Origin of the sequence: Pseudomonas sp. M20, assembly GCF_045037865.1 — a bacterium.
In the GTDB taxonomy this organism is placed as follows: domain Bacteria; phylum Pseudomonadota; class Gammaproteobacteria; order Pseudomonadales; family Pseudomonadaceae; genus Aquipseudomonas.
Window position 1 is genome coordinate 4,848,431 of record NZ_CP173611.1, and the last position, 24,024, is coordinate 4,872,454.

The window sequence follows — 24,024 nt, forward strand, 5'->3', positions numbered from 1 at the left end:
ATTGTTGTGGTGTGCGTTGCGGCGCACTACGGCGCCAAACCCGTGCTGACGTAAATTCGGCTGTGAGCGCCGAAATGTCCGAGCAACCTGAACAACTGCTGGTTGAGTGCCGGGTGGTCGAAGTCTTCTCGTTGCAGCTGATTGCCGCTGCTGAAATCACTGCTGACGGGCGCCGTTTCCAGCCACTGGCCGATGGCTTCGTCGAAGGCGGCGGAGTCGTTGACGGCTTCGGCGCTGACCACTTCGCGCAGGTAGTCGACCGAGTACGGCGGGTAGCTTTTGTCCTGAGCCACATCGGCGTAAGCCGCGAGCATCGGATGCGGCTGACCGGCATGCAGCACGCGGCGCAGCCAGGTCGACTGATATTTCTCCACTTCCATGTGCCGGGTCGCGACGCGCTCGATGGAGGCTTGTTTGTCGGCGGCGAAACCGGCGATTGCCTTGCCTTCCAGCAGAAGAAGATTGGCAAGGTTGACGCCCGGCAATGGTTTGGCGTGATACGGCTGGGTCAGGTCCTGAATGTGGTGCAGGCCCCAGCCAAGAAAGCGATACCCCCAATACCGATGACCGCTGGCAAACGCCAGTCGCGCCAGGCCCATGTACTGATACGCGCGCCAGTCCGGCCAGCTGCGTTCGAGGAAACCGGCAGCCGCATACACCACCGCGCTTTCGTGGAAGAAGCCCATATGAAACGGCGCCTGCGAGCTGTACTGGAAACGCGCATCGCCGAACGGTTGCGGGCCGAAGCCGTAGAGCGCGCCGACGTCGCCAGGGTTGTCGCTGAACAGATTGATGTCGTGGCCGTAATCCGGCTCATCAGCAGCGCTGGCGAGCACGGCCAGCGGGGCAACTTTTTCGTGATTGGCAATGACGATGAAACGCTGACGATTCCACGGTGACAGGGTTTGCTCGACCATGACTTGATTGGCCTGCAAATGTTCACGTTCGGGGAGGTCTTTACCGGGTAATGGCTGGATAACCATCGCCAGATTAATCTCGGGGTTGATGCGCAGTGCCGTGAGAAAGTCGTGGCGCAGATTGTCACTTGGGACTGCGGGCAATTTCAGATTGTCGGGGCGTGGCGGGTACTGAGCGAAGTGCTCGCGGGCGAAGCTTTCCTGTTGTTCCAACAGTGCCAGCACGGCCGGGTATTGCTCGCTGAGAAACCGCTCCAGTGGCTCGACTTCGACCGCAGGCGCATCGCGCAACGCCGGCAATTCCTGCAACGCCAGATAGCTTCCCACCGTATGGTTCGACCAGCCCCAAGCGCTCGGGGCCGTTGCACAAAGCAGCAACAGGAGGAAGGTCAGTTTCATTGCTTCTGGTTCTTATTGGCGGTGCCGTGGGGGATGAGCCTAACAACCGCCCCCGCCGCTGACACTGTCCGATCTCACCAGAAAAAGTCTCCGATGGCGCCACATCGAATCGCAATACGGTCCCTGTAGGAGCTGCCGAAGGCTGCGATCTTTTGACTTTGATCTTGAAAAACAAGATCAAAAGATCGCAGCCTTCGGCAGCTCCTACAGGGGATTTGTGGTGGTCAGCTAAGCGGGGTAACCGGTGATTTTGCGGATGCTCTGATACAGCGGTTTGAGTTGGCGATACATGCGCAGGTAGACCTCTTTGTACAGTTGCTCGTAGATTTTTTGCGCATCGGGTTGTGGGGTGAAGACAGCCCCTACTCTGGTCATTGAAGCGATCGCCGTAGGGAAATCCGCATGCAGCCCCAACCCCACCGCACAACAAATCGCCGCGCCCAGACCGGACGCCTCATACACATGCGGACGCTCCGCCGGCAAGCCGAAAATATTCGCCGTGAGCTGCATCGCCGCATCACTCTGCGAGCCGCCACCGGCCACGCGCAACCGCTTGATCGACACCTTCGAACGCCGCTCGATGTTCTCCATGCCCTGACGCAAGGCATACGCCAGTCCCTCAAGAATCGCCCGGTAAATATGCGCCCGGGTGTGCACATCGCCGAAGCCGATCATCGCGCCTTTCGCCTCGACACCCGGCTCGCGAATCCCCGGCGACCAGTACGGTTGCAACATCAGGCCCATCGACCCCGGCGGCACCGCCTCAACCAGTGCATCGAACAACTGCTCAGGCTCGATACCCTGCTCTTTGGCCTGCTGCATCTCGCGCAAACCGAACTCGTTCTTGAACCAACTGACCATCCAGTAACCGCGATAAATCATCACCTCGCAGTTGTACTGATCGGGCACCGCAGACGGGTACGGCGGGATCAACGGGACGATTTCCAGATAGCGCGAGCGGGTGCTGGTAATCGTCGCCGTGGTGCCGTAGGACAGGCACACCGTGCTCGCATCGACCACGCCGGAACCGACCACTTCGCAGGCCTTGTCGGCGCCTGCAGCAATCAGCGGCAAACCTTCGGGAATACCGGTGTGGCGAGCGGCTTCAGCGGTGATGTAGCCAAGGGTTTCACCGGGTTTGTGCAGGCTCGGCAATTGCTCGGGGCGCACCGCCAGCGCCTGCCATTTCCAGTCACTCGGCGCGGCCCATTTCAGCCGTTTGAAGTCGAACGGCAGATAGCCGACGCAGCAGCCTACGGAGTCGACAAAACGCCCGCACAGGCGATGGGTGAGAAAACCGGACAGCAGCAAAAACTTGTCTGTTGCCGCCCAGACTTCCGGCTGATGCTGAGCGATCCAGTTCGCCTCAGCCTGAGCACGAAAATAATCCACAGTCGCCTGGGCGCCGACCAGTTTGAACAGCCAGCCCCACGGCCCTTTGATCCCGCCTTCGACTTCGCTCTGGCGTTGATCAAGCCAGAGAATCGCCGGGCGCAATGGCTTGCCCTCGGCATCGACGTTAATCACCGTACCGCGCTGCGTGGTCAGGGAAACGCCGGCAATCTGCGAACGGTCGATGCCGGTCTGCGCCCAGACTTGCTGGCACGCCTCCCCCAATTTCGCCCAGTAATATTCCGGATCCTGCTCGGCCCAACCCGGTTGCGTCGAGTAATACGCCTGCAACTCGACCTTGCCTTTGCCGAGCAGATTGCCCTGCAAATCGAAGAGCAGCGCACGCACGCTCTGGGTGCCGTTGTCGATGGCCAGCAGGTAACGCTTGTTCGGGTGGTTGTCCATGGAGCTCTCTTCAAGGGGCATCAACGCGTGGCATCCGGCAAACCGTGATGGCGTTGCCACAACGCCTGATAACGCTGTTCTTCCTGCTGCCAGTGTTCGTCGCTCCAGGCCAGTCGCGGCTGGCAGAGATGGCGGATGGCAGCAAAATACGCTTCGCCACCGCGCTGCAACAGCAGACCGATACGCGTGCGGCGCAGGAGCAGATCGTCGAGGTGCAGAACCATTTCCGACTCACAGGCGAAAGCCAGTTCGGCCCACAGCGTATCTGTAGCGCCGACCGTGTCATGGCCGATCTCCCTGAGCAGTTGCGCCAGCCTTGGCAAGTCGCGCCCATGTCGCCCGGCGAGACGTCGCCATTGATGGCTGCTCAACTCTGGAATCGCCAGCGCAGGGACAGCGGCAAACACCGGCGCGGCGTCATCGACCAACGGACGTTCGAGCATGGCCGCGCAGGCCTTTAGCACTTCGATGGCTTGTGGACGAAACGTGGTCAGCTTGCCGCCGGCCAGGGTCACGCAACCGGGCTCCTGCCACAGCACATGTTCACGGGTTTCGTTCGAGGGTTTGTCTTGATGATTACCCGCTGCACTGCCGACCACCGGACGCACGCCGGACCATGTCGACAGCACATCCGAAGCACTCACTTGCGCGCCGGGAAATTGTTGCGTGCAGGCGGCCAGCAGGTAGTCGAGCTCTTCGTTAGAGATGCTCGCGCTCTGATCCAGATCCTCACGGTGATCAAGGTCCGTGGTGCCCACCACCGTGGCGCCCTCCCAAGGGAAAACAAACACCGGTCGCCGATCACGCTCATGCAGAAACGTGAACGCCTGCGCCACCGGCAAACGCCAACCCGGCAGCAATAAATGACTGCCGCGTAACGGCCGTAATTGCCGTGGTGCCTCCATCGGCCGCAAGCGCTCGGCCCATGCGCCGGTGGCCACAGCAAGTACGCCGCAGCGCAACTGCAGGGTCGCGCCCGCCTCGCAGTCTTCGATCTGAACGCCGCACACTCGCCCGTTTTCTCGCAGCAAATGCTCGACGCGAACGCCATTGACCACGACCGCGCCATCCGCTCGCGCCTCGCTCAACACGCGCATCACCAGCCTTGCATCGTCGGTCAGTGCATCGACAAAACAGGTGCCACCGAGCAAGTCGTTTTCCTTCACGCCCGGCGCCAGATATCGAAGCTGTTGCACATCATGAAAACGATGGCTGCGCCGCCCCGCCAAGGCGTCGTAAACGCTCAGCAAGCCACCCAACACCCGAGGCCCGGGAAAGCCGCCGCGATAGTGCGGCATCATGAAACTCATCGGCTCGACCAGCCCCGGCGCTTCGTCGAGCAAGCGCTGACGTTCGCGCACCGAATCACGGGTAAGGCGCCACTGGCCTTTGGCGATGTAACGCAAGCCGCCATGAACCATTTTCGAAGAACGGCTGGAGGTGCCCCAGGCAAAATCGCGCTGCTCCAGCAGCAGGCAACGCCAACCTCGACGCGCGGCTTCCCGCAGGATGCCGGCGCCGCTGATACCGCCGCCGATGACGATCAGATCCCAGGTTTCCTCGGCCAGCGTCGGCAGAATCTGCTGGCGCCACGCGGTGTTCCAGTCCTGACTCATGGCCGTCACTCCGGCAGCAGCGTGCCGGGGTTGAGGCGCCCGGCCGGATCGAAGTGCTTGCTCAGCGCCTGCAAGGTGTCCATCGCCAATGCGCCCTTCTCGCGCAGCAGGTACGGCGCGTGATCCTTGCCGACACCGTGCTGGTGACTGATGGTGCCGTGGTTGTCGACGATGGTCTGGCTGGCCACGTGTTTCAGCGCTTTCCAGCGCGCAAGCGTCGCGGGGTAATCCGCCGCCGGGCGAAACACGTAGGTGGTGTAGATGCTCGAGCCTTCGCCGTAGACGTGGGACAGGTGGGTGAATACATGCACGCGTTCGCCTTCGGCAGCCAAGGCGTCGCGCAGGCTGCTTTCGATGAGGTTGAGCAGGTTGTCGACATTGCTCCAGTCGGTGGCGGTTTCGAGGGTGTCGACCACGTAACCGGCGTTCCACAGGTTCTCGCGCAGGTAAGGGAAACGGAAGCGGTTCTGCGCCCATTTCTTGCCGAGCAGGGTGCCGGTGAAGACGCCGCCGAAGGCCTTCAGATGTTGCCGCGCCTGCGTCAGCGACAATGCGTTTTGTCGGCGATTGCCGGTGACGCCGAAGGTCAGCAGGCATTTGCCCTCTGCTGCCCCCCTTAGCTTCAGATACTTTTCCAGCCAGGCGATCTGTTGCGGATGACCGGCCAGCGCCAGTTGCGTTTCGGTTTCCACGGCGTTGGATAAACGCAGCATCGACAGCGGTACGCGTGCCTGAGCCAATTGGCGAATGGCCCTGAGCGCCTGCGGCCAATCGGGTAGAAACACACCGTAGAAACGCTCATCAGCAGGCAATGCGCTGACCCGCACCTTGACCTCGGAAATGATCCCGAAACGGCCCTCGCAACCGAGCACTACTTCGCGCAGATCAGGACCCGCCGCTGAGGCCGGGAACGTTGGAATTTCCAAAGGCCCGGCAAAGGTTTCCAAGGTTCCGCCCGCAAACAATTGTTCGATCCGGCCATAGCGCAACGACTGCTGACCGCTGGAACGGCTGGCGACCCAACCGCCCAGCGTCGACAGCTCCCACGACTGCGGGAAATGCCCCAGGGTGTAGCCCCGCGCACGCAACTGACTTTCCACCTGCGGCCCACTCGCACCGGGACCGAACGTCGCCAGCAGGCTCTGTTCGTCGAGATCGATCAGGCGATTCATCCGCGCCATCGATACTGTCACCACTGGCCTCGCAGAATCCGGCGGATTGATGTGCCCGGCCACCGACGTACCGCCGCCATAAGGGATCAGGCACAAGTCCTGTTCATGGGCGAGCGCCAGCAACTGGCGAATATGTTCAGCCGTTTCGGGAAACGCCACCGCATCGGGATAATTGCCCAGTGCACCTTCGCGCAATGCCAGCCAGTCCGGCAGGCTCTGGCCCCGCGCATGCAGCAAGCGGTCATGGGCATCGACGCTGTATAAGGCGTTTGCTTGCAACCGCGACGTTGGCACACGCGCCAATGCCGCTTCAAGCGAAGCATCGGGCAGCGCGCGCCCCTCGCCAAGGCGCTCATGAAGAAACTCCGCGCCCTGGGCCGGCAGTTCGACCACCGTAGTTGCATCTCCCCAGCCGTTCCAGCGTCGCATGCGTGTGTCCTTTTTTGCCGTCAGATCAGTGTTATTTCAGGCCTCCATACTAGCCAGCGGCCGCAAAGTGTCACGGTCGCATCCGGCCAGTTCGTGTAGCCAATTGAGTCAAACGTCGCGCAAGCGTCAGCCATTTACTTTAGCCGGGGTTTCAAATTACCTTTCAGGCTATTCGTCCGCCTCCGCTGCCGTTGATCAAAGGAATGGGTTCATGCAATCGCTCGGCTTCACCTCGGTTCCGCCGCTGCTCAAGTACCTGCGCCATGCTGAACAACTGGGCATGGCGATTGAACCTGCGTTGGCGGCGGCGGGTTTGCAGGCGCAGCAGTTGAGCGACAACACCCTGCGTTTGCCCGGTGAGGCGCATGAACGGCTGTTGGATTATTTCTGCGAGCACTCGGGCGATCCATTGTTCGGGCTCAACGCGGCGAACTTCGTCCTGCCCAATTCGTGGAGCGTGCTCGGTTACATCACCATGAACTGTGCGACGCTCGGTGATGCGATGAGCCGGATCATGCCGTTCGAGAAACTGGTGGGGGACATGGGCGTCAGCCGCGCCGAGGTGCAGGACGGCCACGTGCACCTGATCTGGACTTGCCGTTATCAGCGCCCGCGAATCCGCCGGCATCTGGTGGAAAACGTCCTCGGCTCATGGCTGCACTATGCACGCTGGATCGCCGACACGCAGATGTCGCCGGCCGGGGTCTGGCTCGAACATTCGTGCCCGGCCGAGGTGACGCCAGCGCAGTACGAAGCGTTTTTCGATTGCCCGGTGCTGTTTGATCAGCCGTATTCGGCGCTGGTCGTGCCGCTGGCGTATTTGCAGCTGCCGTTGCGTCAGGCCGATGCGCAGTTGCTGCGCACGCTGGAAGAACATGCGTTGGGATTGATGGCGACGCTGGAGGATGCGTCGCTGGAGCAGCAGGTGAAGAACATCCTGCGGCAGTTGCTCAAGGAAGGTCTGCCGCGCAAGGAGCAGGTCGCCGAACAGCTCGCTGTTTCAGTGCGTACGCTGCAGCGGCAATTGCATCAGGCGGGGACGTCGTATCAGCAGATTCTCGATGATTTGCGCCAGGAGCTGGCTGAGCATTATTTGCTCAACAGCGCGCTGCCGATTCAGGACATTGCGCAGTATCTGGGGTTTACCGAACCGCGCTCGTTTCATCGTACGTTCAAGAGCCGACGCGGGATGCCGCCGGGGGAGTTTCGGCAGATGCATCGCGGGTGATTGCACGGGCCTCATCGCGAGCAGGCTCACTCCTACAATTGATCTCCAGTGAACGCAGATTCCGTGTCCGGCACAATCCCTTGTAGGAGTGAGCCTGCTCGCGATGAGGCCAGCCGCCACAACACAATAAACACTTTTATCTATAGGTGTTTAAAGACACTCAGCGTTACGCGAAACAGCCCACAAATCCTTGCGCCGTAACCTACGCCTAAGCCAGAATCCGCCGGCTTGTGCGCCCTGAGCATGCTGCGTAACTTGATTGCGTCACTGATTCCCAGTGATCGGGTTTAGTAGCCCGGCGGTAACTCTGCTGGTCGTACACTCATCACAGGTGCTCCCGCACCTGAGCTATATGGTGGCTGTACGCAGGGCGCTTCGGCGCGCCGGCTTAGCTGAGTTCCCCGGTCTACTAACCTGCGTACAGCTGCCACCCTTTCGTTTAGTAGCCAAAGGGTTGCCGCTCAACAAAGGGAACACAGCTATGTTCAAGATAACGCCAAACCCGCCGGTCACTGACCCGGCCTCCCCCTACGAATCCGCTGATTCGAAGAAATTCCACGAAGCCGCCGAACGCGCCCTCGATCACTACCTCGGTCCGACGAACGCCGACCTCATGGCAACGCCCTACTCGCCCAACACGCTGTACATGGCCAACCCCGAGGCAGGCACCGAATCCCTGCTGGCCGACGCCAGCGAAACTCTTGGCTCGGCGACCGTCATGCTCAACAACCATGCCGCGCAGGTTGAAGGCACTCACCGCAAAACCCTGCAGGGCATCGCGCAAGTGGTGATGGTGGCGGAAATGGCCGTCAATCGCGTGTTGGACAGGTTAGTGCCGACCGAGTAACGAAAAAGCCCGCTGCCCGACTGTGATGGTCAGGTGGCGGGCTTCTTTTTGCGGTGTGCCATTTTCCCCTCACCCCAGCCCTCTCCCGAGGGAGAGGGGGCCGACCGGGGGATGTTCACTAGATACACCGACCTGAGAGTGCTGCTGTGAATCCATAATCGACTCGGTCTTTCAGGTCGATGTACAGCGCCAGACAACTCGTTCAGTCCCCTCTCCCTCCGGGAGAGGGCTAGGGTGAGGGGCTTTTCAGCTCAGAGACAAATCGCGTTGGTAAACACCAGCCGATTACCAAACGGATCAACAATCGTCATGTCCTGACTCCCCCACGGCATCGCCTGAATACCCGGGTGCGAAAACTTGTAATCCTTGGCCACCAACTGCTGCTGAAACGCCTCCAGCTCATCCGTCTCGATACGCAGCGCCGAACCCGGGCACGCATCGCCATGATGCTCGGACAAATGCAACACACATTCGCCACGCGACACCTGCAGATACAACGGAAAATTCGCCTCGAAGCGATGCTGCCAGTCGATCTTGAAACCGAGGAAGTCGACGTAAAACTCGACAGCTTTGGCTTCATCGAAGATCCGCAGGATCGGGGTGGTTTTGCCGAAGCTCATGGGGTGCTCCCTGACTGATTGGCCCCACAGTGTAGACGGGGTGGATGTCAGCAATTCGGCCTGTTGATGACTTTCTTTAGTCGCAATGTGCCATCACTGTGATCCAGTCCGCGAAACCTCAGTGAAAGTTGTCGCGCAGATCACCCTGTCGAGCGAGAAACCGCCCTTCCCTGCGACCATTCGCCTGTCCATCGCGGTAACTCAACACGCCATTGATCCAAACCACATCAATCCCCTGCGCAGCCCGTTGTGGATCATTGAAATCCGCGACATCACGCACCGTCGCCGGATCGAACAACACCAGATCCGCCCAATAACCTTCACGAATCTCACCGCGCTCTTTCAGCCCGAATCGCGCCGCCGACAAACCGGTCATCTTGTGTACGGCGGTGTGCAGCGGAAACAGCCCGACATCACGACTGAAATGTCCCAACACCCGTGGGAAAGCGCCCCACAGGCGTGGGTGCGGGAACGGGTCTTCCGGCAGTCCGTCAGAACCCACCATCGACAACGGATGGGCGAGGATTCTTCGTACATCCGCCTCGTCCATGCCGTAATACACCGCGCCTGCCGGTTGTAGGCGTTTCGCGGCATCGAGCAGCTTCAGATTCCATTCGGCAGCGATGTCGATCAGATCGCGACCGCTGACTTCCGGGTGCGGCGTCGACCAGGTGATGGTGATGCGATGAGCATCGGTGACTTGCTTCAAATCCAGCGTCGAAGAACTCGCCGCATACGGGTAGCAATCGCAGCCGACCGGGTGAGTTTTCGCTGCCTCTTCCAACGACGCGAGCAACTGCGGACTGCGCCCCCAGTTACCGACGCCGGCACATTTGAGGTGGGAAATAATCACTGGCGATTTCGCATGTCGACCGATCTGAAACGCCTCGTCCATCGCTTCCAGAACCGGGGCAAATTCGCTGCGCAAATGGGTGGTGTACACCGCGCCAAAGGCCGTGAGTTCTTCAGTCAGTTGCATCACCTCATCGGTGGAGGCGTTGTAGGCGCTCGCATACGCCAGACCTGTGGATAAACCCAATGCACCGGCCTCAAGGCTTTCGCGTAACTGCTCGCGCATCGCGGCGATTTCTTCTGGCGTCGCGGTACGGAACAAATCATCCAGATGATTGCTGCGCAGCGCCGTGTGGCCGATCAGTGCCGCCACGTTCAGCGTGGTATTGGCCGCTTCCACCGCCGCGCGGTAATCGCTGAAGCGCGGATAAACGAATGCCGCCGCTGTACCGAGCAGGTTCATCGGGTCGGGCGGATTGCCCTTCAATGTCACGGGCGAAGCGCTGATCCCGCAGTTGCCGACAATCACCGTGGTCACGCCCTGGCTGAGCTTGGGCAGCATCTCTGGCTGACGAATCACCACCGTGTCGTCGTGGGTGTGCACGTCGATGAAACCCGGCGCCAGCACGCGGCCGGCGGCGTCGACTTCTTCGGTTGCCGTGGCGTCGTGCAAGGCACCGATACGCTCGATGCGGCCCTCACGAATCGCCACGTCGGCGCGGTAACCGGGCATGTTGCTGCCATCGATGATCAGGGCGTTGCGAATCAGCGTGTCGTACAGCATGTCAGTCTCCCAGCGGCAGGTGATCGTCGCCGCCACGGTATTCGTCGAGGGCGAGTTTGATCCGCCGCAGACGTTCTTGATTGTCTTCAGGACTGGCCAGCGCCAGCTCGGTCGCCAGCACATCGATGGCGAGCAGCATGCCGTAGCGGGCCGCCGTCGGTTTGTAGATGAACGAGGTTTCTGCGCCTTGCAGCGGCAGGACGATGTCGGCCAGTTCTGCCAGTGGCGAGTCGGCGCGGGTGATCGCCAGAATGCGTGCGCCGTAGTTGCGCGCCAGCTCGACAGTCTCGAGCAATTCCGGGGTGATGCCGGTCAGCGAGCAGACGATGAGCACTTGCTCGGCGTTCAGGCTGGCGGCGGTGACGCGCATCATCACCGCGTCATGGCACACCGCGATCGGATAGCCGAGGCGCACCAGGCGAACCTGCAATTCATCGCTGCACAGGGTCGAGCAACCGCCCAAGCCGAAGGCGTGAATCATTCGTGCCTGGCCGAGCATTTTCACCGCATCGGCAAAGCGCGATTCGTCGAATCCGGCCAGATGCTGGCGCAGCGTGGTTTCGATATCGCCGACGATCTGCCCGTAGAACGCCGACTGTTCAGGCGTGCCCGCCGGGTCGAGAAACCGGCTGCCAACGCCGCTGGCCTGAGCCAGTTGCAGGCGCAGATCGCGCAGGTCGCGGCAACCGACCGTACGGGCAAAACGCGACAGCGTGGCGGTACTGACTTCGGCGCGTTGCGCGAGGTCTTCGAGGCTGGCACTCGCGGCGAAACCGACGTCGTCGAGCATCAGCCGGGCGATACGGCCTTCGCCCGCGCTGAAGGAATCCTGACGGGCGCGGATCTGGTAGAGGATGTCCATGGGCGGCGGGCTCCGGTTACAGCAGATAAGAAAGGCCGACAGTCAGCCCGAACGCGACCAGCGAGATCAACGTCTCGAGCACGGTCCAGGTCTTGAACGTCTGCGCGACCGTCATGTTGAAGTATTCCTTGATCAACCAGAAGCCGCCGTCGTTGACGTGGGAAAAGATAACCGAGCCAGCGCCGGTCGCCAGCACCAACAGTTCAGGGTGTGGATAACCCAGACCAATGGCCACCGGCGCGACCACGCCGGACGCGGTGGTCATGGCCACGGTCGCCGAACCGGTGGCGATACGCATCAGCGCGGCGAACAGCCAGCCCATGATCAGCGGCGACAGGTGAAACTCATGAGCGAGGCCGACGATCTGATCGGTGACGCCCGCGTCGACCAGAATGCGGTTCAAGCCACCGCCAGCACCCACCAGCAGGGTGATACTGGCGGTGGGTGCCAGGCATTCGTTGGTGAATTTCAGAATCGATTCGCGGTTGAAACCCTGGGCGATACCCAGCGTCCAGAAGCTCAACAAGGTCGCCAGCAGCAGCGCAATCACCGAGTTACCGATGAACAACAGAAACTGGTTGAAGCTGCTGCCCGGGGTGGAAATCAGGTTGGCCCAGCCGCCGATCAGCATCAACACCACCGGCAACAGAATGGTCGCCATGGTGATGCCGAAACCCGGTAGTTTGTCGCGCGGTTCGCGGTCGAGAAATTGCTTTTCCAGCGGGTTATCGGCCGGCAAGTGAATGCGCGGCACGATGAATCTGGCGTACAGCGGGCCGGCAATGATTGCCGTTGGAATGCCGATGGCAATCGCGTACAGCAAGGTCTGCCCGACTGAAGCCTGATAAGCCTGCACCGCCAGCATCGCCGCCGGGTGCGGCGGCACCAGCGCATGCACCACCGACAGGCCGGCGACCATCGGCAGACCGACCATCAGAATCGACACGCCGACGCGGCGCGCCACGGTAAAGGCAATCGGCACCAGCAAGACAAAACCGACCTCGAAGAACAGCGGCAGCCCGACCAGGAAGGCGATGCAGACCATCGCCCAGTGCGCGTTCTTCTCGCCAAACTTGTCGATCAGCGTGCGCGCCATCTGCTCGGCGCCGCCGGACTCGGCCATCATCTTGCCGAGCATCGTCCCCAGCGCGACCACCAGCGCAATATGCCCCAGCGTCTTGCCCACCCCGGCCTCATACGCCCCCACCACGCCTGACGGCGGCATGCCCGCGACCAGCGGAAGACCAATGGAAATCAGGGTGATGACAATGAACGGGTTGAGCCGGTAACGGGCGATCAACACGATCAGCGCGATGATGGCGACGGCGGCATAGACCAGCAGCCAATAGCCGAAGGAAGGCGTCATGCGGTACTCCTCGAAAGGGTCACGTTCGAATGGGTTGTGAAACTCATAAATCATTTCGAGATCGAGATTTCAAACCACATGAAAGTAATTTTCGTGGAGAGGCAAGGCGTGTCGCAGATGGATATGTCTTGTCGTGATTAATGAAAATCACGGGGCGGGATTTACATGGCTTTTCGGTGAACGAGAAATCAATGTGGGAGCGAGCCTGCTCGCGAAGGCGGCATCACATTCAACATCTCTGCCGACTGATCCAGCGCTTTCGCGAGCAGGCTCGCTCCCACAGTTTTGATCGCATTCCTCCAGACAGAATGCGCAAAACCTGTGGGAGCTGGTGGACGACTCACACCATTTCGTTACGAATCCATTCAACCACCGACGTGCGCTTCGGTGCCCAGCCATGGACATGTTTTTCAAATCCAGCCAAGCGCTATACTCGCCTGACAACCTCCGCGGAGTCCCTGCCATGAGCCCCACGCCTCGCACCAAAAAAAAACTGACAACCGAAACGTTGATCCGCGCAGTTGCCAGTTCGACAGCCATCGAGACAGGTCAATGCGTCGAGACCATTGAGCGCAAACTCAAACTCAGGTCCAGTAAGTTCCTGCACTTGTCCCTGGCCAAGTAGTCCCGCCTCAAGTCCATAATGCTTGTCGGACCCAATACTCCATGGGTTCGTAGTTGCAGTTCAGCCCTTGGTTGATGGCTGCAAAATAAGCCTCTTTGTTTCGCTCCCAACTGCTGTAGTCCAGCGGCACGTAGCCCGCCTGCACGGCCATGACATCCGCCAGTAATCGCGACAAGCGTCCGTTACCTTCGCGAAAGGGATGAATAAGGATGAACTCGACGTGCGTTACAGCAATGGCGCGAATCAGGTTCTCGTCCAGATCGGGCCGGCATGGCATGTATTTGGCAAGACAGTCCCTTTCAAATACGTCGAGCAACCGAGGAATCTGCGGCGCAGCGGCGCAGCGGCGAAGAAAAATCCATCCTTGCCCAAATTTACCGCACGGACATCGCCCGCCCATGGATAGATGTTCCCGAGCCAGTGTCGATGCCAATCCTTCAGATCCTGAACAGTGAGTGACCGATCAGGCAAATGCTCGATGAGTACAGATTGGTAGAGCTTTTCCAACAAAACCAGCTCTGCATCATCCATGTCTTCGGGTTCGATAATTCCCAGTTTATTGCTCAGCACTTGATCCTTAGAGCCAGGCTGAAAGCGGCTCTGTGCACCTTCTGCGTCATAACGGTTAATCATCCTTGTACCTGCTGAACTGGCAATGTTCAGAGCACCATAGGTCTGGCGTGACACAAGCGCAAAGCCCGAAACGAAAACGGCTGCCCAATGGCAGCCGTTCTAAAGGGTGATAACAAAGCCCGGCGGGGCTCAAACAGCAATCACACCATTTCGTTACGAATCCATTCAACCACCGACGTGCGCTTCGGTGCCCAGCCCAGCAGTTCGCGGGCGTGTTTGCCGCGCACTCGGCTGTTGGAGCCGAGGCCGTAGTTGGCCATTTCGTAGCCCCACTCGGCTTCAGCGTCTTTCAACGGCCAGTCTTGCGGTTGGCCCAGGTTCAGCGCTTCAGCCATGGCGGTGGTCATGTCGATGAACGACGCTTCGCCGCTTTCGACGAAGTAGAAAGTACCCGGTACGTTTTTGGTCAGCGCCAGCAGATACAGGGCAACGACGTCTTCGATATGCACGTTGGACCAGATGTTCTGGCCAGTGCCGACGTGGCGCACTACCCCGCTTTTGCGTGCTTGTTTGAGCAGTCGCGGCAATTGCACACTGTCGCGGTTGACGCCCAGGCTGTGGCCATAGATCAGCGTGTTGCAGATCACTGCCGAATTCACGCCGTCCTTCGCCGCCGCGAGGATCAGGTTGTCGATGGCCACGCGGGCGGCCTTGTCGACGGTCGGCTCCGGCAGGTTGTCCTCGTAGTAGATGACGTCGCTGGATTTACCGCCCGAGGCATCACCGACGATGCTCGAACCGCTGGTGTGCAGGAACACTTTGTTGGAACCGCGCAAGGCATCGAGCAACGCTTCAACTGCACCGCGATGATCGCTGCTGGCGGCGTTGATCACCGCGTCGGCAGCGCGGGCCTGTTCGGCGAGCAGTGTTTTGTCGTCGAGAGTGCCGATGACCGGGATGATCCCGATGGCTTTCAGCTCTTCAGCCTGTTCGGCGCTGCGCACCAAACCGGTGACTTTATGACCGGCCTGAGCCAGACCGGTAGCAATCGAGCCGCCGATAAATCCGGCAGCGCCGGTGACAAATACGTTCATGGAGAAACTCCCTGCGTGAGTAAGTGATGAGACGAGTATCGGCCCGTGAGCCGCAGGGAAAAACCCGCCGCCGCCCAATTCACTCTTGCGCAGAGGTCACGAATCAGCCCTTAAAGTCGGCGCTGGCGTAAGCGGCGAGTTTGCTCTGGATAAAGTCGAGGAAGCACTGAATGCGCAGCGCCAGTTGCGAGTTACGGTAGTACACGGCGTTGATCGGCTGGCGATAACCGCTGTTGAATTCGCCGAGCAGGACTTTCAGGCGCCCGGCACGGATGTCATCGATGGTCATGAAGTGCGACAGACAGGCGATGCCCTGCCCTTCCAGCGCCAGGTGGCGCACGGTCTCGCCGCTGGAGGCGCTGATCGCCGGGGTGATTGGCCAGCGGTCGCCGTGCACATAGCGCAGCGGCCATTGGTTGAGGCCTTCGTTCTGGGTGAAGCCGAGCAAGTTGTGTTCGCTCAGATCGGCGACTTGCTGCGGCGCGCCATGTTTTTCCAGGTAGGCAGGGCTGGCGACGATCAGCAGCGGACTGCAACCGAGCGAGCGCGCGTGCAGCGTCGAGTCAGCCAGGGTGCCGATACGGATGGCGATGTCGGTGCTTTGTTCCAGCAGGTCAATGATCAGGTCATTGCTGTTGAGTTCGAGCTGGATGTCCGGATAGAGGCGGCGGAATTCGTCGATGTACGGGACGACCGCGTGGAGCATGAACGGTGACGCGGCATTAATGCGCAAGCGCCCGGACGGGGTTTGCTGACGTGAAGACAGACGCTCTTCGAGTTGCTCCATCTGATCGAGAATCAGCTTGGCCTGCTCGAAGAAATACTTGCCCTCTTCGGTCAGGTCCATGCGCCGCGTGGTGCGATTGATCAGCGTGGTGTCGAGCTTGGCTTCCAGCCGCGACAACGTGCGGCTGACCGCCGACGGCGTTTGCCCGACCTGCTCAGCGGCGGCAGAAATCGAACCGCATTCGATTACGCAGACGAAAATCTGCAACTCATCGGATCTGGCTTTCACGGGTGTCCTCTTTGAGATCGCCAAGATCGCAGATGACTGCAGCTCCCTGTAGGAGCTGCCGCAGGCTGCGATCTTTTGCTGTTACCACCGATAGTAGCCCGAAACCATTCAGGCCTTGAGACCAAACACCTCGGTCAGATGCCGCTCGTAACGCGCCACATCAGCCTCGATATTCGGCCGCTTCATCACGTCCACACAAAGGAACGTCGGCAACCCGGTCATGCCCAGAAACTCGTTGGCCTTGTGAAACGGGAAGTACACCGCGTCGACGCCTTTGGCTTCGAAGAAATCAGTCGGATCATCGAAGGCCTGCTGCGGTGCGTTCCAGGTCAGCGACAGCATGTACTGCTTGCCCTGAATCAGGCCACCGCTGCCGTACTTCTGCGATGCATCGGAACGGGTGCGGCCGTCGCTGGCGTAGAGGCTGCCGTGGCCTTCGGTAAAAACTTCGTCGAGGTACTTTTTCACCGTCCATGGCGCGCCCATCCACCAGCCCGGCATCTGATAAATGATCACGTCGGCCCAGAGGAATTTGGCCACTTCTTCGGCGACGTCGTAGCCCTCGTCGATGAAGGTGGTTTTCACATCGAAGCCGCCGCGATCCAGCACGCTCAACGCGGCTTCATGCAGGGTGGCGTTGTAGCGACCGTCAGAGTGGGCGAATTTTTTACCGCCATTGAGCAACAGCACTTTTTTCATGAGAAAGCCTCGGTGCAACCATTGGGCTGGATGGAGAAGGGAAACTGGAATGGCGGCAGATTAACGATCCGCCTCGCGCGGAATAAGCCGTGGTTGCGCAAAATACATTTGATCAAAAGGCACGAATCTAAAGCAGATTGTTGCAATAACATCCGCGGCGTTCTGAATTTGAGGAGTCGTTGTGATGAGTGAACGCTTGGGGTTTATCCTGCACGCCAAGACCAGCCCGGAACAAGCCGAGGCTTTCGAAGCGCTGTTTCGCGCCTATGTCGAGCCGAGTCGCGCTGAGCCGGGTTGTATCGAGTACCACATGCTGCGCGACAAGGAAGATCCGACGCTGTTTATCTTCTACGAGATCTGGGCATCGCAAGCGCACCTGGATGTGCACTTGAACCTGCCGCACATGAAGGCATTCTTTGAGCGGCGCATGGATTATCTGGAACGTGATTTCGATATCCGCCAGATCGAAATGCTCAGCGAAGCCTCGGCTAACCGCTGATCAACAAGTGGGCGCCGAGCGCGCCCATACCGACAAAGAACACCCGTTTGAACAACACGGCGCTGATCCGTTCGCGCAGCCATTGGCCCAGCAACATACCGAGAATGGCCGGGATCAGCGCCAGTAGCGAAGCACTCAGTTCGCCGCCACCGAGGGCGCCACGCCAGAGCAATCCTGCGGCCAATGCCAGCGTCGAAACGGTGAATGACAGGCCCAGTGCCTGCACCAGTTGATCGCGATTCAAGCCCAGCGCTTGCAGGTACGGCACCGCCGGAATCACGAAGACGCCGGTGGCCGAGGTGATGACACCGGTGATCAAACCGCACGCCGGACCCAGCCAGCCTTCATGGCGGGGATTGACGCTCAGCGTTGGCAGAAACAAACCGCTCAACGCATAAAGCAACAGCGCCGCGCCCAACCCGCGCACCACCCAATGCCCGCCTGCCATGCCGATCGACAACGTGCCGATTCCGGTGCCGAGGAAGATCATCAGCAGCATTGGCCAGAGGCGTTTAACCAGTCCTTTCAAGTGCCCGCCGAATGCCAGTTGCCAGACATTGGTCAGGGTTGCCGGGATGATCAGCAACGCGGCTGCCTGCGACGGCGCCATAGCCAGACCGAGTAAGCCCATGGCGACGGTGGGCAGGCCGAGGCCGATCACGCCTTTGATCATGCCGGCGAGGATGAAGGTCATGATGACCAGCAAGGACAGGGCCAGACCGAGGTTTTGGTAGAAATCTGTGAGTGTGTGCATGGCGCTACTTTGCGCCAGTCGGGGTTGGCTGAAAATCTGCCATATACTGAGGGTGCCTCCGCCCTAACAAGAGGCTGATATATTTTTGAGGCTTCTGGCCTCATCCCGAGCAGGCTCACTCCTACAGGTTTTGCGTTCGCCACAGATCCCATGTAGGAGTGAGCCTGCTCGCGATGAGGCCAGCCCAGACACCAGAACTTTCAGAGGCTGCCCATGCACTTCGACCTCACCGACCTGCGCCTCTATCTGCACATCCTCGACACCGGCAACATCACCGCCGGCGCTGCCCGCAGCCATTTATCCCTGGCCGCCGCCAGCGCCAGAATCCGCGCAATGGAAGCCTCGCTCGGCATCGATTTCCTCGAACGCGGCCGTCGTGGCGTCACCCCGACGCCGGCCGGTAAAGCGTTGGCCCAGCACGCGCGCATCCTCCTGCAACAGGCCGAACGCCTGCAGCAGGATCTGGCCAACTATGCCCAAGGCGTCAAAGGTCAGGTGCGTTTGCTGTGCAACACCACGGCGATCACCGAATACCTGCCGGAAGTGCTCGCGGACTTCCTGCGCGATCATCCCAATCTCGACATCGACTTGCAGGAGTTGCCCAGCGCGCGCATCACCCATGCCTTGCGCCAAGGCGCGGCGGACCTCGGGATCGTCTCCGATGCGGTCGACACCCACGGCCTGCAGACCCGGCCTTTTCGCGACGATCCATTGGTGCTGATCCTGCCCCCTGAGCATGTTTTGGCGAGTCAGGCGTCGCTGACGTTTGGTGAAACCCTGGCGCACGACTATGTAGCGCTAGGCAATCACAGCGCGCTGGCGATTCACTTGGAGGAACAAGCGCTGCACATCGGCCAGCGCATGTCGATCCGGATCCGTGCCGATGGCTTCGAGGGCGTCATGCGCATGGTGGCGCGAGGTGCGGGGCTGGCCATCGTGCCCAAGGTGGCCATCGAGCGCTGGGCGGCGGTGCACTCGATAACGTGCCGGCCGCTGGACGAAGTCTGGGCCCATCGCACTCTGCAACTGTGCGCGCGGGACTTCGACCACCTGCCCGGTTACGCCCGGGCCTTGTTTGATGCGCTGGTGCCTTGACTCTACCGCTAGGGGCAGACTCTATCCTGTGCGCTTCATTTCAGGAGTACACACAATGAGCAAACGAATGCTCGTGATACTGGGTCACCCCTCCACCGACAGCTTTTGCGGGGCATTGAGTGAGACTTACGTTCAGGCCGCCAAGGACGCCGGGCATGAGGTGCGGCTGTTGCGTCTGGATGCGCTGGAGTTCGACCCGGTCCTGCACGAAGGCTACAACAAGGTGCAGCCACTGGAGCCCGATCTGCTGCAAGCCCAGGCCGATATCACCTGGGCCGAGCACCTGACATTCGTCTATCCGATCTGGTGGGGCGGGATTCCGGCGCTGTTGAAAGGCTTTGTCGACCGGATTTTCCTGCCGGGTTTCGCCTTCAAATATCGTGAAGGCAAAGCCTTCCCGGACAAGCTGCTCAAGGGCCGCACCGCGCATTTGCTGGTGACCATGGACACGCCGTACTGGTACTACAAATGGATCTACGGCATGCCCGGGCTGAATCAGATGCGCAAGACCACGCTGGAATTCTGCGGCATCAAGCCACTGAAGACGCTGACCTTCGGGCCGATCCTTGGCTCCAAGCCAAACCAGCGCGATGCCTGGCTGGAACAGGCGCGCGTGACCGCCGCCGTCTAAGGTTTTCCAGCCGCCTCAACTGACGGCGCACCCGCCGCCGTCAGTGCCTCTTCGGGTTCCCTTCATGAGCCCGTCCGTCGCCTGTGTACGTCATTTACGCGCAGTTGCAATTTTCCGATGGTATTGGACATATAATCGCCGCCGATCCGGCATGACGCCTGATCGCGCTACGCTATGTTTGATCATCGAGACGGACCTTATGTATATCGGCAAAGCCGCCCAGCTGTCGGGCACCACAGTCAAAAGCATTCGCCATTACGAAGAAATCGGCCTGTTGCCCGAGCCCAAGCGTGAAGGCAAATACCGCATCTACAGCCAGCAAAGTGTCGAAGTGTTGACGTTCATCAAGTGCGCCCAGCAATTGGGCTTCAAGCTCAAAGAGCTGCAGGTGATCCTCAACAACTACCGCGGCGACGAATTCCCGTGGGACATGGCGCAACGAGCCATCGCCGAAAAAAAAGCCGAACTGGTAACCCAGATCGGCGATTTGCAGCAGTTGCACGACGGCCTCGAAGCGTTCGAAAACAACCTCAACGATGCGCGACAGGAATGTCAGTTCGAGCGCATTGCCCGTTATGGCGAAAAAAACCCGGGCACTACCCTGAACTGAAAGCCCTGCTGCGCCGCATGACCGGGCTCGCCTGTCGTCTCAGGGCAGGCGTGCCCGGTCGTTGGCGAATCAGCCCGGTACCGCCTCCCCTTCTGTGCGCAGTGCTTGAACCGGCGCATGCACCGGCACAATCGCCGCAAAGAACCACGGCGATACCAGCGTCACCAGGACAATGGTCATGACCCCGCTGGAAAACAGCGCCATCGCCACCAGTGCGCCGAGATCGACAATCGGCTTGAAGTCGGAAAACAGCAATGCCATGAAGCCTACGGAGAAGATCACCACGTTGATCACCGTCGAGCGGCCGACGCTGTGCATCGCCTGCAAAATAGCCGCGTCGATCTCAATGCCCTGCTGCACCAGCAACTTGATCCGCGACAGCAGGTGCACCGCGTAATCGACCACCCCGACCACGAGGAACGTCACCAGCGTCGTACCGATGTTCAGCTCGATGCCGAACAGGAACATGAAGCCGTAGACCGTCACCGACGTGGTCAGCAAGGTCAGCATGCCGAGCACACCGAGGCGCACCGATTTGAGCCAGTACATCATCATCAGCGTGACGACCAGCAAGGCCAGGGAAAAACTCAGCACCTGGCCTTGAGTGATTTCCTGCAACACCCCGGTCCAGATCAACGGCGTGCCCGCGTGGGTCACCTCCAGGTTGGCCGGTTTGTTGACCAGCAACCAGGCATCGAGGCGGTCGAGCATGCCCTGATAGTCGCTGGCGACCGACGAGGTCATGGTGTACAGGGTCAAGGCCTTGGAGAAATCGGCGTTGAGCACGTTGTTCAGGTCCGAACCTCCACCGTTTTCGAACAGCATCACGTGTTGCTCGATCAGCGAATTGCCCGGCACTTCAAACTGCTCGACCTGCCCGTCGTCATTGACCGACGAGACCTTCTCAACGGCATTCGGCACCCGCAGATACTCCGGGTTCATGTCGTTGAGCACCAGGTTCATGCGCTTGACGTAAGTGGCCAGCGAGTAGCCGTAACTGACGTTCGGTTGCTGTTTGATGAAGTGGTCGAGCTTGTCGATGAACTGCACCACTTCGGTGGTCAGCACGCCGCGTGGTTCTTTGCTGTCGATGGCGATCCAGCCCGGCGCCGTGCCCGCTACTTTGGCGTGGTTGATGAACTGATCGGACACGCGGATGTGGCTTTCCGGCTTGAAGTAAGCGATGCCGGAGTCTTCGATATCGACGCGGAAGGTGAACACGGTGGCCAGCGCCAACAGCGGCAGCATGACCATCAGGATCGGTTTGCGAAAGCGGATCATCCAGGCACAGAACGCCACCAGATACCGCGAGATGATCGAGTCCTGGTGCACCACTGCCTTGGCCTGCTGCGGCTGATCCTTGCCCCAGATGGAAATCCACGCCGGAATCAGCAACAGCGAAATGATCAGCGCCGCGGTCAGACCGATCGACATGAACACACCGAAATTACGGATGCTGACAATGTTGTTGGTGGTGGAAATCATGAACGTGGCGATGGTCGTCACGGTCGTCAACACCACCGGCACCACCATCAAGCGCTGGGTTTCGCGGTTGGCCTCGCGATTGCTCTTGCCAGCGTTTTTCTGCTCGTAATATTCAGCCATCACGTGGATCGCATCCGAGCAACAGATGGTGAACAGGAACACCGGCAGCACACTGGTCAACAGGTCAAACGGCACCCGCAACAGCGCCATCAGGCCCAAGGTCCAGATGGTGCAGAACAGAATATTGAACAGCGGCAGCAGCACGCCCAGCGGTTTGCGGAAGAAGAAGATCAGCAGCAAGGTAATCAACAGAAACACGATCGGAAACAGCACGGCCAGGTCGTGATCGATGATCTCCTGTTGCGCGGCGATGAAGATCGGCATGCCGGCAATGAAGATTTCGTCCTTGTACTCCGGGTGCTCGGCCTGATATTGCGCGACGATGCCGCGCACGATCTGATAAGCCCGCAGTTGCGCCTGAGCGTCGTCCTGCTTGGTGCCGAGCTCAGCCACCAGCATCGCGACCTTTTTGTCCTTGGACACCACCCCGTCGACCATCAACTCGTTGCCCATGATCTGCGACTCGACCAGCGCCGGGTCCATGTCATAGGCATTCAGGGTTTTGTGGATCAACAGCTCGCCGTCGTCGGTCAGGACGATGTTTTCCAGGTCGCCCATCGAGGCCATTTCGCGGATCGGGTTGATCCGTTCGGCGAGAAAGGTCAGGAACAACTGATCATGGGAATCCCAGTTTTGACTCTGGGCATGATCACGCAAGGCCTTGGCGTTGGCGTAATCGTTCTGCGAAAAACCACCCTCGAGAATGTCCCGGGTCAACAACTGCGCACGGCTGTCGTCCGGGTGCCGGGCGACGATTTGCGCCAACTGATCCTTGTCGGCATCGTTGGCCAGGATCATCTTGCGCACCGACTGCGACATCGAAAACAGCGCGTTGAGCGTGTTTTTGTTGAACACCGTTTGCGGGTTGTTCAGCGCCACCATGACCGAGTCGAACGTGCCGGTGAATTCACCCTGCAAATCGATGATGGTCTTGCGCGCCGGGTGGCTTTCCTTGAGCAGATAAGGGTTGGTGTCGGACACCAGCGCGCCCAGCGTATAAGTGAAATACGCGGTAATCGCCACCAGCAGGAAAACAATCGCCCGCGCATAGCGCTCAACGAAATTCAGATATCTTTCCATGATCATGCGTTTCCAGGTCGTCGGGGTCGGCGCTTAGCGGGCAGACACGGCAAATTCCGGCAGGTCACCGGTTTTCAGCCCGCGCTTGATGGCGGTCTGGGTGAACAGGCGATCTTCCAGCGAGACGTTGTACTGCAACTGGTTGAAGCGCATTTCCGAGCGGGTCCCGTCGATGAAGTGCTCGGTTTCACTGAGCACGATGCTGTCGATCGAGTCGATGGTCGCGACTTTCTGCGTGCGCATCTGCTTGATCAGCACACCTTTGACGTCGAAGAAATCCTGACGCATGACCAGGAAATTCTGCTTGTCGATCCACACCTTCAGCTTGTTGTAACCGGTCTTCGCCAGCACTTCGGGGGACGCCGGTTCGCGCTCGATCACGTAGCAGTCGCGGCCCTTGATCTGTTCTTCGCCGACGAGTTTCTGCGAGTAGTCCTTGACGCGGATCTTGTCCAGATCGGCGTACGAGTACTCACTGCCCATGAACGAGCCACGCTTGTCGGTGGTGGAGATGCGGCGGGTCTGACGGCTGACTGGCAGGTACATCCACTGGCTGTCTTCCAGGCCGAGGGGCTCGTGCGGGTTTTCGATATGGAAGGCAACGTCACGCACGTCAGTCGGCGCGGAAAAGTACATGCTGAACTTGTCGCTGTCCGGGTAATCCTTTTGCAGGTAGGTGAACTCGCGAACCCGGGTATTGCCTTTCTTGTCATGCAGGATCAGCGAAACCTGGGACATGAAGCTGTTCCCGTCATTGCGATCGCGCACCTGACGGATGATCTCATCGGCATTGCCGGCCTCGGCGGCACTGGCGCAGGCGCTGCCGAGGATCAGTGCGGCGGTGGTCAGACTTTTCAAAAACGGCAACATGACAACTTCCTTTTCGTTGGATGAATGCACCTGCGCGCGAGAGCG

The 24,024-nt window shown here is 59.8% G+C and carries 22 protein-coding genes; 6 read left to right on the plus strand and 16 right to left on the minus strand.

Annotation, left to right across the window (positions count from 1 at the left end; translation table 11 throughout):
* Positions 1-26: 26 nt before the first annotated feature.
* The 4 genes from ACI514_RS21595 to ACI514_RS21610 all read right to left on the minus strand — a co-directional run bounded on the left by ACI514_RS21595 (position 27) and on the right by ACI514_RS21610 (position 6,330).
* The gene (locus ACI514_RS21595) at positions 27-1,316 is read right to left on the minus strand and encodes a phospholipase (RefSeq protein ID WP_405122343.1); all 1,290 of its coding nucleotides are present in this window, start codon (positions 1,314-1,316) and stop codon (positions 27-29) included.
* A gap of 228 nt (positions 1,317-1,544) precedes the next feature.
* On the minus strand, positions 1,545-3,113 hold the full coding sequence (locus ACI514_RS21600; protein ID WP_405122344.1) for an FGGY-family carbohydrate kinase: 1,569 nt from the start codon (positions 3,111-3,113) through the stop codon (positions 1,545-1,547).
* Positions 3,114-3,133: 20 nt separating this feature from the next.
* Positions 3,134-4,729 (minus strand): glycerol-3-phosphate dehydrogenase/oxidase, encoded by a 1,596-nt coding sequence (locus tag ACI514_RS21605; RefSeq protein WP_405122345.1) that lies wholly within the window; start codon positions 4,727-4,729, stop codon positions 3,134-3,136.
* Between the two features lie 5 nt (positions 4,730-4,734).
* Complete coding sequence (locus tag ACI514_RS21610) at positions 4,735-6,330, minus strand: FAD-binding oxidoreductase (protein ID WP_405122346.1); 1,596 nt, start codon at positions 6,328-6,330, stop codon at positions 4,735-4,737.
* Positions 6,331-6,541: 211 nt separating this feature from the next.
* Between ACI514_RS21610 and ACI514_RS21615 the strand changes: the two genes are divergently transcribed.
* A complete protein-coding gene (locus tag ACI514_RS21615; RefSeq protein ID WP_160055631.1) occupies positions 6,542-7,558 on the plus strand; it encodes an AraC family transcriptional regulator in 1,017 nt (338 codons plus the stop codon).
* Between the two features lie 481 nt (positions 7,559-8,039).
* On the plus strand, positions 8,040-8,405 hold the full coding sequence (locus tag ACI514_RS21620; RefSeq protein ID WP_099757938.1) for a DUF6124 family protein: 366 nt from the start codon (positions 8,040-8,042) through the stop codon (positions 8,403-8,405).
* Positions 8,406-8,656: 251 nt separating this feature from the next.
* Here ACI514_RS21620 and ACI514_RS21625 read toward each other — a convergent pair whose 3' ends face one another.
* From ACI514_RS21625 to ACI514_RS21665, 9 genes are all read right to left on the minus strand, one after another.
* Positions 8,657-9,025 (minus strand): glyoxalase superfamily protein, encoded by a 369-nt coding sequence (locus tag ACI514_RS21625; protein WP_007911550.1) that lies wholly within the window; start codon positions 9,023-9,025, stop codon positions 8,657-8,659.
* A 118-nt stretch (positions 9,026-9,143) separates the two neighbouring features.
* A complete protein-coding gene (locus ACI514_RS21630) occupies positions 9,144-10,601 on the minus strand; it encodes an amidohydrolase family protein (protein WP_160055629.1) in 1,458 nt (485 codons plus the stop codon).
* Between the two features lies 1 nt (position 10,602).
* A complete protein-coding gene (locus ACI514_RS21635) occupies positions 10,603-11,463 on the minus strand; it encodes a MurR/RpiR family transcriptional regulator (protein WP_160055627.1) in 861 nt (286 codons plus the stop codon).
* Between the two features lie 16 nt (positions 11,464-11,479).
* Positions 11,480-12,829: a GntP family permease gene (locus tag ACI514_RS21640; RefSeq protein WP_160055625.1), complete on the minus strand. Its 1,350-nt coding sequence runs from the start codon at positions 12,827-12,829 to the stop codon at positions 11,480-11,482.
* Positions 12,830-13,461: 632 nt separating this feature from the next.
* Positions 13,462-13,770: a Fic family protein gene (locus tag ACI514_RS21645; RefSeq protein WP_405124237.1), complete on the minus strand. Its 309-nt coding sequence runs from the start codon at positions 13,768-13,770 to the stop codon at positions 13,462-13,464.
* Positions 13,698-14,087, minus strand: a complete 390-nt coding sequence (locus tag ACI514_RS21650) for a hypothetical protein (protein ID WP_405124253.1) — start codon at positions 14,085-14,087, stop codon at positions 13,698-13,700. Before ACI514_RS21650 ends, ACI514_RS21645 begins: the two co-directional genes overlap by 73 nt.
* 140 nt (positions 14,088-14,227) lie before the next feature.
* Positions 14,228-15,121, minus strand: coding sequence for an NAD-dependent epimerase/dehydratase family protein (locus ACI514_RS21655; RefSeq protein ID WP_160055623.1), 894 nt, complete (start codon positions 15,119-15,121; stop codon positions 14,228-14,230).
* 103 nt (positions 15,122-15,224) lie between these two features.
* Positions 15,225-16,136 carry a LysR family transcriptional regulator gene (locus tag ACI514_RS21660; protein WP_160055621.1) on the minus strand — a complete coding sequence of 304 codons (912 nt, stop codon included), beginning with the start codon at positions 16,134-16,136 and terminating at the stop codon, positions 15,225-15,227.
* Positions 16,137-16,244: 108 nt separating this feature from the next.
* Positions 16,245-16,835 carry an NAD(P)H-dependent oxidoreductase gene (locus ACI514_RS21665; protein WP_160055619.1) on the minus strand — a complete coding sequence of 197 codons (591 nt, stop codon included), beginning with the start codon at positions 16,833-16,835 and terminating at the stop codon, positions 16,245-16,247.
* A 184-nt stretch (positions 16,836-17,019) separates the two neighbouring features.
* Here ACI514_RS21665 and ACI514_RS21670 point away from each other — a divergent pair, with 184 nt between their 5' ends.
* A complete protein-coding gene (locus ACI514_RS21670) occupies positions 17,020-17,334 on the plus strand; it encodes a putative quinol monooxygenase (RefSeq protein WP_405122347.1) in 315 nt (104 codons plus the stop codon).
* Here the strand turns inward: ACI514_RS21670 and ACI514_RS21675 are convergent.
* Positions 17,324-18,088, minus strand: coding sequence for a sulfite exporter TauE/SafE family protein (locus ACI514_RS21675; RefSeq protein ID WP_405122348.1), 765 nt, complete (start codon positions 18,086-18,088; stop codon positions 17,324-17,326). The two genes, ACI514_RS21670 and ACI514_RS21675, sit on opposite strands and share 11 nt — an antisense overlap.
* A 213-nt stretch (positions 18,089-18,301) precedes the next feature.
* On the opposite strand from ACI514_RS21675, the gene ACI514_RS21680 reads away from it, so the two are divergent.
* The 3 genes from ACI514_RS21680 to ACI514_RS21690 all read left to right on the plus strand — a co-directional run bounded on the left by ACI514_RS21680 (position 18,302) and on the right by ACI514_RS21690 (position 20,424).
* Complete coding sequence (locus ACI514_RS21680) at positions 18,302-19,183, plus strand: LysR substrate-binding domain-containing protein (protein WP_405122349.1); 882 nt, start codon at positions 18,302-18,304, stop codon at positions 19,181-19,183.
* Positions 19,184-19,238: 55 nt separating this feature from the next.
* Positions 19,239-19,814 (plus strand): NAD(P)H-dependent oxidoreductase, encoded by a 576-nt coding sequence (locus ACI514_RS21685; RefSeq protein WP_137218889.1) that lies wholly within the window; start codon positions 19,239-19,241, stop codon positions 19,812-19,814.
* A 199-nt stretch (positions 19,815-20,013) separates the two neighbouring features.
* Entirely contained in the window at positions 20,014-20,424 is a 411-nt protein-coding gene (locus ACI514_RS21690; protein ID WP_100846316.1) for a MerR family transcriptional regulator, read from the plus strand.
* Positions 20,425-20,493: 69 nt separating this feature from the next.
* Here the strand turns inward: ACI514_RS21690 and ACI514_RS21695 are convergent, their stop codons facing one another.
* On the minus strand, positions 20,494-23,109 hold the full coding sequence (locus ACI514_RS21695; RefSeq protein ID WP_405122350.1) for an RND family transporter: 2,616 nt from the start codon (positions 23,107-23,109) through the stop codon (positions 20,494-20,496).
* Between the two features lie 33 nt (positions 23,110-23,142).
* Positions 23,143-23,979 (minus strand): outer membrane lipoprotein-sorting protein, encoded by an 837-nt coding sequence (locus ACI514_RS21700; RefSeq protein WP_310868422.1) that lies wholly within the window; start codon positions 23,977-23,979, stop codon positions 23,143-23,145.
* Positions 23,980-24,024: the final 45 nt, after the last annotated feature.

Excerpts from the sequence above, each read along its gene's own strand:
- ACI514_RS21595 (WP_405122343.1), bottom strand. The coding sequence starts at position 1,316 with ATGAAACTGACCTTCCTCCTGTTGCTGCTTTGTGCAACGGCCCCGAGC.
- ACI514_RS21600 (WP_405122344.1), bottom strand. The coding sequence starts at position 3,113 with ATGGACAACCACCCGAACAAGCGTTACCTGCTGGCCATCGACAACGGC.
- ACI514_RS21605 (WP_405122345.1), bottom strand. The coding sequence starts at position 4,729 with ATGAGTCAGGACTGGAACACCGCGTGGCGCCAGCAGATTCTGCCGACG.
- ACI514_RS21610 (WP_405122346.1), bottom strand. The coding sequence starts at position 6,330 with ATGCGACGCTGGAACGGCTGGGGAGATGCAACTACGGTGGTCGAACTG.
- ACI514_RS21615 (WP_160055631.1), top strand. The coding sequence starts at position 6,542 with ATGCAATCGCTCGGCTTCACCTCGGTTCCGCCGCTGCTCAAGTACCTG.
- ACI514_RS21620 (WP_099757938.1), top strand. The coding sequence starts at position 8,040 with ATGTTCAAGATAACGCCAAACCCGCCGGTCACTGACCCGGCCTCCCCC.
- ACI514_RS21625 (WP_007911550.1), bottom strand. The coding sequence starts at position 9,025 with ATGAGCTTCGGCAAAACCACCCCGATCCTGCGGATCTTCGATGAAGCC.
- ACI514_RS21630 (WP_160055629.1), bottom strand. The coding sequence starts at position 10,601 with ATGCTGTACGACACGCTGATTCGCAACGCCCTGATCATCGATGGCAGC.
- ACI514_RS21635 (WP_160055627.1), bottom strand. The coding sequence starts at position 11,463 with ATGGACATCCTCTACCAGATCCGCGCCCGTCAGGATTCCTTCAGCGCG.
- ACI514_RS21640 (WP_160055625.1), bottom strand. The coding sequence starts at position 12,829 with ATGACGCCTTCCTTCGGCTATTGGCTGCTGGTCTATGCCGCCGTCGCC.
- ACI514_RS21650 (WP_405124253.1), bottom strand. The coding sequence starts at position 14,087 with ATGATTAACCGTTATGACGCAGAAGGTGCACAGAGCCGCTTTCAGCCT.
- ACI514_RS21655 (WP_160055623.1), bottom strand. The coding sequence starts at position 15,121 with ATGAACGTATTTGTCACCGGCGCTGCCGGATTTATCGGCGGCTCGATT.
- ACI514_RS21665 (WP_160055619.1), bottom strand. The coding sequence starts at position 16,835 with ATGAAAAAAGTGCTGTTGCTCAATGGCGGTAAAAAATTCGCCCACTCT.
- ACI514_RS21670 (WP_405122347.1), top strand. The coding sequence starts at position 17,020 with ATGAGTGAACGCTTGGGGTTTATCCTGCACGCCAAGACCAGCCCGGAA.
- ACI514_RS21675 (WP_405122348.1), bottom strand. The coding sequence starts at position 18,088 with ATGCACACACTCACAGATTTCTACCAAAACCTCGGTCTGGCCCTGTCC.
- ACI514_RS21680 (WP_405122349.1), top strand. The coding sequence starts at position 18,302 with ATGCACTTCGACCTCACCGACCTGCGCCTCTATCTGCACATCCTCGAC.
- ACI514_RS21685 (WP_137218889.1), top strand. The coding sequence starts at position 19,239 with ATGAGCAAACGAATGCTCGTGATACTGGGTCACCCCTCCACCGACAGC.
- ACI514_RS21690 (WP_100846316.1), top strand. The coding sequence starts at position 20,014 with ATGTATATCGGCAAAGCCGCCCAGCTGTCGGGCACCACAGTCAAAAGC.
- ACI514_RS21695 (WP_405122350.1), bottom strand. The coding sequence starts at position 23,109 with ATGGAAAGATATCTGAATTTCGTTGAGCGCTATGCGCGGGCGATTGTT.
- ACI514_RS21700 (WP_310868422.1), bottom strand. The coding sequence starts at position 23,979 with ATGTTGCCGTTTTTGAAAAGTCTGACCACCGCCGCACTGATCCTCGGC.